Raw genomic sequence first — 10,300 nt, 5'->3', positions numbered from 1 at the left:
GTCGTGCTTTCAAATAAAAATACCATCCAGACAATAGTATCTGGATGGTTCGTCATTTCTTAACTTAATGACATTGGCTAAATTGCTCCTTTTGTTATACATAACGCTTTAAATAATCAACATCTAGAACTAGGATTTTATGATATACCATCGTTATGACGCCTTGTTCTCTTAATCCACGCAAGATACGATTGACACTATTTCTTGTAGATACACCGCAAAAACCTGCAATATCATCATTTGTGACTTGAAGATCAATAAAGATACCCTTCTTTACTTTTCTTCCAAACAATCCAACTAAATAATAAATAAAAGCACAGACTGCACCATTTTTACCATTCATTGTCATTAATTGCTGACGATAAATAGATTCAGATAACCTCTTACGATAATATGTATCCACATAATCTCTTAATGCTTCATTTTCACTTAAAAATTTTGAAAACAATTTGCGATTCACACGATAGAATAGTGCTGTATCACTTTCAATACGAATATGAAAAGATGCTGAAGTAACCTTTTTGACTTCATCTTTCAAAAGTGAAAGTACATCGAAACCCTTTAAATACATAATGTTAAATTCACGACCATCACTTAATATTATACTTGTTTTTACTATTCCTTCTTTTAATATATAGATATCTTCCTGATCGTGCCCATCTATCATTAAATATGAATGTTTCTTTTTTTCGAGCGTCGCAAGATTCTTCCCCTCAAAAAAATCTAATACAAACTCACTCATAAATTACCCTTTCTAACTCATTGCCAATTATACCATAGTTAACTAACGCCTTTTATTAACATATGTTATGTATAATTCTAACAATAAAGTTACATAATTAATATATCATACTCCACTCACTCTTGAAATTAAATCGACTAATTAATACAACCCTCTACTAAAAAGTACAAACCTTATAAAATATCAATATTTTCACCAGACAAAGCCTTGTTCATGCTTCGAACCGCACAGAATTTACCACACATACTACAAGTATCACTATGATCATCTTCTGGCATACGAGATTGACGAATTGCCTTTGCCGTTTCAGGATCTAATGCACACTCAAATTGAGCATCCCAATCTAGATTCTTTCTTGCATCCGCCATCTTGTCATCCATATCTCTAGCTCCAGGAACACCTTTGGCAATATCCGCCGCATGAGCTGCAATCTTAGAAGCAATAATACCTTGTTTTGTGTCTTCTACATTTGGTAAAGCTAAATGTTCTGCAGGCGTTACATAACATAAGAAAGCAGCACCCGACATAGCCGCAACAGCACCACCAATAGCCGCCGTAATATGATCATATCCAGGGGCAATATCTGTAACTAATGGGCCTAACACATAGAATGGAGCACCCATACAAATTTGTTGCTGAACCTGCATATTTGCAGCAACTTGATTTAAAGGAACATGTCCAGGACCTTCAACAATCACTTGCACATTATGATCCCATGCACGTTTTGTCAGTTCTCCCAAACGAACCAATTCTTCAATTTGACATACATCTGTCGCATCCGCTAAACATCCAGGACGACAAGCATCTCCTAAAGAAATCGTTACATCATACTTTTCACAAATATCCAAAATTTCATCATAATATTCATAGAATGGATTCTCTTCACCCGTCATAGACATCCACGCAAATACTAAACTTCCCCCACGAGAAACAATATTCATTTTACGTTTATGTTTTTTGATTTGATCAATCGTTTTTCTTGTGATTCCACAATGCAAAGTCACAAAATCAACACCATCTTTGGCATGTAACTCAACCACATCCAAAAAGTCTTTAGCTGTTAATGTATTTAAATCTCTTTGATAATGAATCACACTATCATAAACAGGAACTGTACCAATCATAGCTGGACATTCTGAAGTTAATTTTTGACGGAATGGTTGTGTATTACCATGACTTGACAAATCCATAATCGATTCAGCGCCTAAGTCTACCGCTGCCATAACCTTTTCCATTTCTACATCATAATCTTTACAATCCCTAGAAACCCCTAAGTTAACATTGATTTTTGTTCGTAGCATACTACCAACACCTTCAGGATCTAAAGATTTGTGGTTTTTATTTGCCGGAATAACAACCTTTCCACAAGCCACTAATGCTCTTAGTTCTTCCTCAGTCATTTTTTCTTTTTGGGCTACAATTTTCATTTCTGGCGTAATAATACCCTTACGCGCAGCATCCATCTGAGTGGTATATGTAGCGCCTGTACTTACTGTACTTTCATTTGTGTTCATTTTTAATTCTCCTTTTCAAATGATTTTTTAACGTGACAAAAAGTGGTGCTCCCATCTTGCCACACAAAAAAAAGTGAGCAACCAATATAGGTATACTCACACTAAAAAACGACAAAGTATTTCCCTACGTTGGCATTATCCAAATCAGGTTATAGGTCGAAAGTCATACTTTCCTCTCAGCCTGTCCTACAAGCTCCCTTTTTTTATTTACATTAAAGTTATACACCAATTCTAAAAGATAGTAAAGATATATGACATTTATTTTCGAACCGGATTTCCATCCTTATCCCAAACACCAATACCAGTCATTGCGCAAATCATTGAGAAAATTGGAACAATAAAGATAAACCATGCGTATGGAATATAGGCTGTACTACATCCTAAAACACCCATGACATAAATTGTCGCAACACCCCACGGAACGATTGGCGCAGATAAAGTACCAGAATCTTCGAGTGTTCTAGACAAGACTTTACGCGAAATATTCATATCTTCATAAGTAGATTCAAAAGTTTGTTCTGTTACAATAATCGATACAGTTTGACCACCTGCCGTTAAGAAATTTACGATATAACAATATACTAAAGTGACAAACACCAAAACTGTACGATTCTTAATAAATTTCAATAAAACATTTTTCGCTAAAACATCCAAAATACCCGTTGAAGTAATCACAGCTCCCATAACACTAGCTACCATAAATGTAACCAACAATTCAGACATTGAAAGAACACCACCACGATTTAACATTGGATCTACAATAGATACACCTGTTTCAATACTAAATCCATTAAAGGCATAATTCATTAGATCTACAAAGTTCACACCTTGAAAGACCATCGCAAAAATAGCCGATACGACAACCGCAAGTCCCATACCTAGTAGAGATGGAAGTTTAAATACAGAAATCAAAATAACTAAAATAGCTGGCAAGATCAATAAGATATTAATTGTGAAATGTTTGCTTAAAGTATCCATAATTAATTTTTGTTGGGCAAGATCCATACTTCCACCACTATAATAAAGCCCCGCAATTGTAAATAAGACTAAAGCTACAACAGCTGCCGGAAGCGTAGTGTACTGCATAGAATGAATATGATCATATAAAGGCACTTTACTTACACCACTCGCTAAGTTTGTCGTATCTGATAAAGGAGACATCTTATCCCCAAGCCATGCACCAGAAACTACCGCACCAACAACTAATGGTACTGGAATACTTGTCGTAGAGGCAATTCCTACCATCGCAAGACCCATTGTGGCAACTGAACCAAATGAAGTTCCTGTAAACTCACTCGTTAATGCACAAAGCACAAAAGCTAATGGCACTAATATTTTTGGAGATACCACTTGCATACCATAATACATCAATGATGGAACAGTTCCGCCAGCCATCCAAATTCCTACAAGCATACCCACCATAATGACAATCAAAAATGTAGGCATACATTCTGCTGCTGTTTTAATTATATTTTGTTCCACTTCACTCCATGAAATATTCAACAATCGAGTAGTGATGACCGATACAATAACACCCGCAAAAACAGATAGTGTTGTATTACATCCCATGTTGATCATAATAATAAGTACGGCAATAATTGCCAAAAATGAAACGACCGCAAATAGCGTTGTCGGCTCTTTTCTTTCTTGATTCATAACAAATCCCTTCACTTTCTTTATAATAATTCTTCCTTCAAAAAGTCTAGAGCACCTTGCATTCTAGCTTCTCTAAACGCAAACGATTTAAATCTGTGCTCTGCCCCTTTGACAATCATACATTTACATCTTTCCTTAAAAATTTCTTTATATTTATAACTACACTCACAAGAAGCCGTAATATCTTGATCTCCATGTATCGTACATACATTCTTATCAAATAAACTCGCTTCTTTATATGGATCTAATGTACAAGCATCTTGATAAAATTTTAGGCTCAATTTTAATCCTTCTACATCCGCACATCCATCTTCTTCAATATTCGAGACATCTTGACCACACAAAGTCATATGCTCCTTTAAGTTATAAACCAAATCTGGCGCTGGACACCACAATGATAATGCTTGAATCTTATCCTTACACCTTCCTGCTACCATACTAGCTACACAGCCTCCTAGACTACATCCATGAAATGCAATTTTATTCGTATCGACAAAATCCAAGGATCGAACATATTCCAACATGGCTTGGGCATCTAAGATTTCACTTGAAATCGTCATATCTTCAAATTTGCCATCACTTTCGCCACTGCCATTCATATCAAAACGTACGCTGGCAATACCTGCTTCACATAGTCTTTGAGACAATTCATTATGAACAAAATTAATTTCATTTCGATCATCGCAAAAACCATGAAGAACGATTACCATTGGTACTTTTTGGCTTATGCCATCCGGAACATGAAGCATACCACGAAGTGTTAATCCATCTCGCTTGATTTCTACATACTTCTGCATATATATTTCCCTCCGTTGCGGGTATAATACCACAAAAATCAATAAATGTTTACTGTTTTTTTACACTTGTTTACTTTTTAGATACAAAACAACCTCTTTATTCACAAAGAGGCTATTTTTTTCTGAAAATCGTTGCACTATATCCATCAATTTTCTTACTTTCATACATTGCAGAATCCGCTCTACAATACAATTCATCAAAACTTAATTCTTCTTTTCCATCAAAGAAACATGCACCTAAACTTAATACGATCGGATGATTTTGTATGGATTTCACTTGAATCTGTTTCAAATTTTCAAACAAACGTTTAAAGAAAGAATTTGCACACTTACGATTTGTAACACCCGGAATATATAACGCAAACTCATCTCCACCTAGACGCATCACTATATCTTTATCGCGGCATGATTTTTGAAGCGTATGCGCAATCGCAATAATGACCTCATCACCCGCCATATGTCCATATGTATCATTGATTAATTTAAATTTATCGCAATCCACTAGACACATCATTCCACTAATTTTATTATTCAAAACACGCTCAATCATCTTTTCGCCACTTCGACGATTTGAAACACCCGTCATCGTATCCGTTTGAGCTAAATATAATAATTGATCCTCCCGTTTCTTTTGTTCATCAATACATTCCACACAATACAAAACATGAAGTAAATGACCATCCTCATCATAATCTACCGGAATAAAACGTCCACGACACCATCCAGAAATTTTACCATAGAATACACTATCAATTGATTTCTTATTCTGAAGTCTTTCATCCAATGTTTCTAGATTCATAAAATCAATTTCTCGATCCACATAGTCTTCCTGACAAAACTTTCGATGAACCCTACAAATATGATCAGTAAAATTTTCTTCAACATCATGCATTTCATCCATTCCTAAATATTTAAGAATTTCCGGCTCCGTTTTCACAATATGAAATCGTTCTGTCTTTACATTGATATAGTGCATTGAAATATAGATTTGAGCCAATGCCGAATACCCACTCAATTTAGCCTTTTGTTTAGACTTAATTTGCGAATTACGTATCTTTAAAAAAGATACAACCAACGTTGCGATCATATCTAAGAATGTTGTTAAACCCAAATGATCATCAATAGGAGGGTTATCAACGCCAAAGAATCCACTAATTTCATCTTTATAACGAATGGGACAAACCACAAGACGCTTCACATTTTGTACTTTTAATGTATTATACGTATACACATGAACATTTTTGATTGTTTCTACATCTTGAATGATCACATTTTCTTTCTTATCAAAAGCTTTGTACCACCAATCAATAATATCCATATCAACGCCTTGTAGAAAATCAATTTCTGGTTGGATACCTTCACTACACCATTCATAGGTATTATTTGTCACATGTTCTTTTTTATTATCTTCAAAAATATAAATACGATCACACCCAATGTGTTTTCCAAAAAAACGAATAAACTCATTGATCTGTTCATCTGGAGTATCGAACATAAGTGCAGAACGCAATGCTTCATTGATGACCAATTCATATCGCATGATTGTCTGCATAAATTACCTTCCTTTCTTCAAGAAAACATTTCAATTATCTAACCACATTATATCTCTTTAACGGTTATACATCAGTTATATTTTAGTGAATTTAGTCAATTAAACAAAGAAAAGAACCACGAATAATGGTTCTTACTTACGCTTTTCTATTTTTGATTTCCAAGATTTTGGCAAAGGAACACCCGTACAAACACACTGAATGGCTTCATTTAATACTTCATAATTCAAACGAGTTCCAACAGAATCACTTTGATAATTCACGGCATGATCTTTATCGATTCCATATTGACTTGCCGTATCGATCGCATCGATGTTGGCTGCAAGAAATAAGAATTCCCAACCATATTTTTCTTTCTCATATTCAATCATCGCCTTGACTCTTTCTTTTGAATAATAGCAACTCGCATTTTCCATTCCATCCGTGATAATCACAAACATCGTGTGCTCTGGAACATCCTCATTTCTAGCATATTTGTGCACATTTCCAATATGGTGAATACTTGAACCTAGTGCATCGAGTAATGCGGTACATCCATATACCTCATAATCCTTATTTGTCATAAGTCTAACTTTTTCAATGGGTTTGCGATCATGGATGACCACACTTGAATCATTAAACAATACTGTCGAAACTAAAACTTCTCCATCTTGTTTTTTCTGTTTGTTGATTAAAGAGTTAAAACCTCCAATCGTATCCTTCTCTAAGCCACACATTGATCCACTTCGATCTAAAATAAAAACTATTTCTGTACAATTCTTTTTCATCCCTGTATCCTCCTTGATTGATTACAGTATAGCTATTATTCAAATCAAAATGGTCGCCTTAAAAGCGACATTTATACGCCAATCAAACTTTGATCAAACGCAAACAACGCTTCATTGATTTCAAAGACATTATAATTTCCTTGGGATACAAAATATTCAACAATAATATCAAACTTATTTGAATGGGATAAACTAAAACCCGCCTTATTTAGCATATCTTCCATTTCATCAAGAGGTAATTCTAATGCGAGCGCAAAAGCAATCACAGTTTGTTTAGAAGGTTTGTAGTTAGGATTCGAACGAATCTTAGAAAACAATTTACGATCCACATTCGCTTTCTTGTAGCACTCTACATCACTCATTCCACTCTCATCAATTTTTCTTAAAAGCATCGTTGAAAAGCTTTCATCCATTTGATTCAAAGCATCAAGTAAAGATAGTTTTGAAGGTAGAATAGAATTACACATCACCATATGCTCATCTTCGTAACAATCATCAATATAAGCTTCAATGGAATCAAATAATTCAGAACTGATTTTATATGATTTACGATCAAATATTACTAAATAAACCATCATTTCATGATCTGTTAGAAAAGATACAATACTATGCATCGCTACTTTTAAAGCCAACTCTTTTGGAAATTGATTATTTCCAGATGAAATCAATGGAAATGCGATTGATTTCAATTTATGTTCATTTGCCAAGTTTAAACTTGATAAGTAACAAGATTCTAATAAAGCTGCATTATTACGTTTTTGCATATTCCATACTGGACCAGCCGTATGAATAATATATTTACATAACTTATATCCATTTGTAAGACAAGCTTGTCCTACTTTCAATTTTCCTACTTTTCTACACTCTTCATCTAATTCTTTACCTGCTAATTGATGTATGTAACGATCTAAGCCACCTGTCGCATCCAAACTTGGATTTGTCGCATTCACAATCGCATCCACTTTTAATTTTGTGATATCCTGACGAATTATTTTTACTGGCATAAATCCTCCTATACAACAAAAGAGCTTTATTAAGCTCTTAGTTTTTCGATAAAATCATCTTGTTTTAAAGGTTTTGAATAATAGAAGCCCTGAATTTCATCACAATTCATTTCTATCAAACAATCCCTTTGTTCTTTGGTTTCAACACCTTCCGCAACAACTTTCATATCTAATCCATGCCCCAAATCAATCGTTTGTTGCACGATCTTCATTCCACGCGGTTTGGCAATATAGTCAATTAAACTCTTATCCAATTTAACCGTTGTAAATTTCAATTCATTTAAAGTTGTTAATGAAGAATAGCCTGCACCAAAATCATCCATATGCAATTTAAAGCCTGCACCAACCATTTGATCTGTGATTTCAAGAATTTGTTGCGAATATAAAGCCGCCGATTCCGTCAATTCAATTGGAACACAACTAAATGGAATCTCATTCTCTTTTATGATATTGACATATCTTTGCACGACATCACTAAAGTGAATACTTGCACGAGATAAATTGACAGAAATAGGAATAATTGGTAAACCTTGTTTGATTCGATCTTTCTGGAATCGACATACTGTTTCAAATACATATTCATCCAATTGAACAACTAAACCATCACTTTCAAATAACGGAATAAATAAGCCTGGTGAAATCAATGTTCCATCTTCTTTTTGCCAACGAACAAGTGCTTCTGCACCTACAATTTTTTCAGATCGAACGTCATATTTTGGTTGAAAATAAACCACAAATTCCCTATTTTTAATGGCATCTTTAAAATCATTTTCCATTTGTCTTTGCGCAAGCAATTTTTGATTCATTTCCTGCGTAAAGAATGCGATATTTTGTTTAAAATCTTTGGAAATACTCTTCACAGCCATCAATGCACGATCACACATGATTGGAATTTGAAGACTTGTATCCACATTTTCATAAATTCCTAACTTCACACGAATATTTGGGATAGGAGCTTCTTCCATAATCTTATTTAAATTGTTTGCGATACGATTCACATCCAACTTTTCTTTACTATGGAATAAAGCTAACATTTGATCGCCTTCATAACGCGTCAACAAACCATTTTTAATATAGTATTTAAACGCATTTGAAAGGTAGATCAAAACCTCATTCCCCTTCTTTGTTCCATATGTACCATTGATCAATTTAAAATCCGCCACATCTAAAACAACGACATTAAAAATTTCATCTGTCATAAAATTAGTCAATGTACGAGCATGATGATAAAAAGCCTGTCTTGTATATAAGCCTGTCAACTCATCTTTTTCAATAGCTGCCAAAGTCATACTTGATTCTCTTAATTTAATCACACTATCGATACGGCTCTTTACAATTCTTGCATTATAAGGCTTTGTGATGAAATCAACAGCACCAAGTCCCAAGCATTTTAATTCATCTTCTTGCGAATTATTTCCTGTTGTCACAATAACTGGAACACTTGCCAATAAGGAATCTGATTTTTGACGAGATAAAAATTCAAATCCATCACACACAGGCATGACAACATCTAACAAAATAATTGAAATATCTTTATAATTCTGAGATAGAATTTGTAAACCATCTTCCCCATTTACAGCTTCTAATACATCATAATCATCTTCTAAAGTCGCCTTTAACATTTCTCGATTCAATTCATTATCTTCAACAATCAAAACTTTTCTTCTTAAACCATTTGGCGTAATCACATTGTTGATCATATCCAAATTATTTCTTCGAATATCCAAATCTTCATTCGCAAAACCAATGACAATTTGCGTGATTTTATCTTGATCTTTGATACAACCAAAGTGTGTATACATAAAATGAACTTCTGAATCTGTTTTAGATTGATAATGAATATTAAAATGTTCAGCATTATCTAAACGAGTATAAAGAGAATCAAATGAAAGTGCGATACGTAACATATCACGATTCTTTTCATATACACAATGATCAATATATTGATTCATCGCGTCATTATAAAGCATATGTGCAGAAAAACCAGGCAACACCTCTGTTTCCTTAAAAGCATGAATCTGTTGAGTTTTACAATCAACAATATAGATGTTTTTAAATTCTTCGCCTAGTATTTCATAGATGCGATTTGAATCAAAATCTCTCATAATAACCCTCTTCTAAAAATATATAACTTATCTACATTATTATATAACCAAAATTTAATTTAAGCAACGAACCAAAAAAGTGTCTTTCGACACTTTATCATTATTTACGGTTTGCGTTTACCGATTTCATGATTTGACGAATCTGTGCTTCACTAGGTTTACGTC

At 34.0% G+C, this 10,300-nt stretch carries 8 protein-coding genes and 1 riboswitch; all 8 genes read right to left on the bottom strand.

What is annotated here, in order from left to right:
* Positions 1-94: 94 nt before the first annotated feature.
* The 8 genes from Q0E86_RS10585 to Q0E86_RS10550 all read right to left on the bottom strand — a co-directional run bounded on the left by Q0E86_RS10585 (position 95) and on the right by Q0E86_RS10550 (position 10,135).
* The gene (locus Q0E86_RS10585) at positions 95-742 is read right to left on the bottom strand and encodes a Crp/Fnr family transcriptional regulator (protein WP_295756980.1); all 648 of its coding nucleotides are present in this window, start codon (positions 740-742) and stop codon (positions 95-97) included.
* A 173-nt stretch (positions 743-915) separates the two neighbouring features.
* Positions 916-2,256 carry a phosphomethylpyrimidine synthase ThiC gene (thiC, locus tag Q0E86_RS10580; RefSeq protein WP_295756977.1) on the bottom strand — a complete coding sequence of 447 codons (1,341 nt, stop codon included), beginning with the start codon at positions 2,254-2,256 and terminating at the stop codon, positions 916-918.
* A gap of 102 nt (positions 2,257-2,358) precedes the next feature.
* A riboswitch (TPP riboswitch) is annotated at positions 2,359-2,466 on the bottom strand.
* A 48-nt stretch (positions 2,467-2,514) separates the two neighbouring features.
* On the bottom strand, positions 2,515-3,912 hold the full coding sequence (gene nhaC, locus Q0E86_RS10575; protein WP_295756974.1) for a Na+/H+ antiporter NhaC: 1,398 nt from the start codon (positions 3,910-3,912) through the stop codon (positions 2,515-2,517).
* Between the two features lie 20 nt (positions 3,913-3,932).
* On the bottom strand, positions 3,933-4,709 hold the full coding sequence (locus Q0E86_RS10570) for an alpha/beta hydrolase (RefSeq protein ID WP_295756971.1): 777 nt from the start codon (positions 4,707-4,709) through the stop codon (positions 3,933-3,935).
* 112 nt (positions 4,710-4,821) lie between these two features.
* Complete coding sequence (locus Q0E86_RS10565) at positions 4,822-6,261, bottom strand: GGDEF domain-containing protein (protein WP_295756969.1); 1,440 nt, start codon at positions 6,259-6,261, stop codon at positions 4,822-4,824.
* Positions 6,262-6,393: 132 nt separating this feature from the next.
* A complete protein-coding gene (locus tag Q0E86_RS10560; RefSeq protein WP_295756967.1) occupies positions 6,394-7,026 on the bottom strand; it encodes a vWA domain-containing protein in 633 nt (210 codons plus the stop codon).
* A 71-nt stretch (positions 7,027-7,097) separates the two neighbouring features.
* Positions 7,098-8,030, bottom strand: a complete 933-nt coding sequence (locus Q0E86_RS10555) for a macro domain-containing protein (RefSeq protein WP_295756964.1) — start codon at positions 8,028-8,030, stop codon at positions 7,098-7,100.
* Between the two features lie 29 nt (positions 8,031-8,059).
* Positions 8,060-10,135 (bottom strand): EAL domain-containing response regulator, encoded by a 2,076-nt coding sequence (locus Q0E86_RS10550; protein WP_295756961.1) that lies wholly within the window; start codon positions 10,133-10,135, stop codon positions 8,060-8,062.
* Positions 10,136-10,300 lie beyond the last annotated feature (165 nt).

It is taken from the genome of uncultured Holdemanella sp. (genome assembly GCF_934754935.1).
In the GTDB taxonomy this organism is placed as follows: Bacteria; Bacillota_I; Bacilli_A; order Erysipelotrichales; family Erysipelotrichaceae; genus Holdemanella.
Note: the sequence above shows the minus strand (reverse complement) of the source record. Positions and strands in the feature narration are given on the sequence as shown.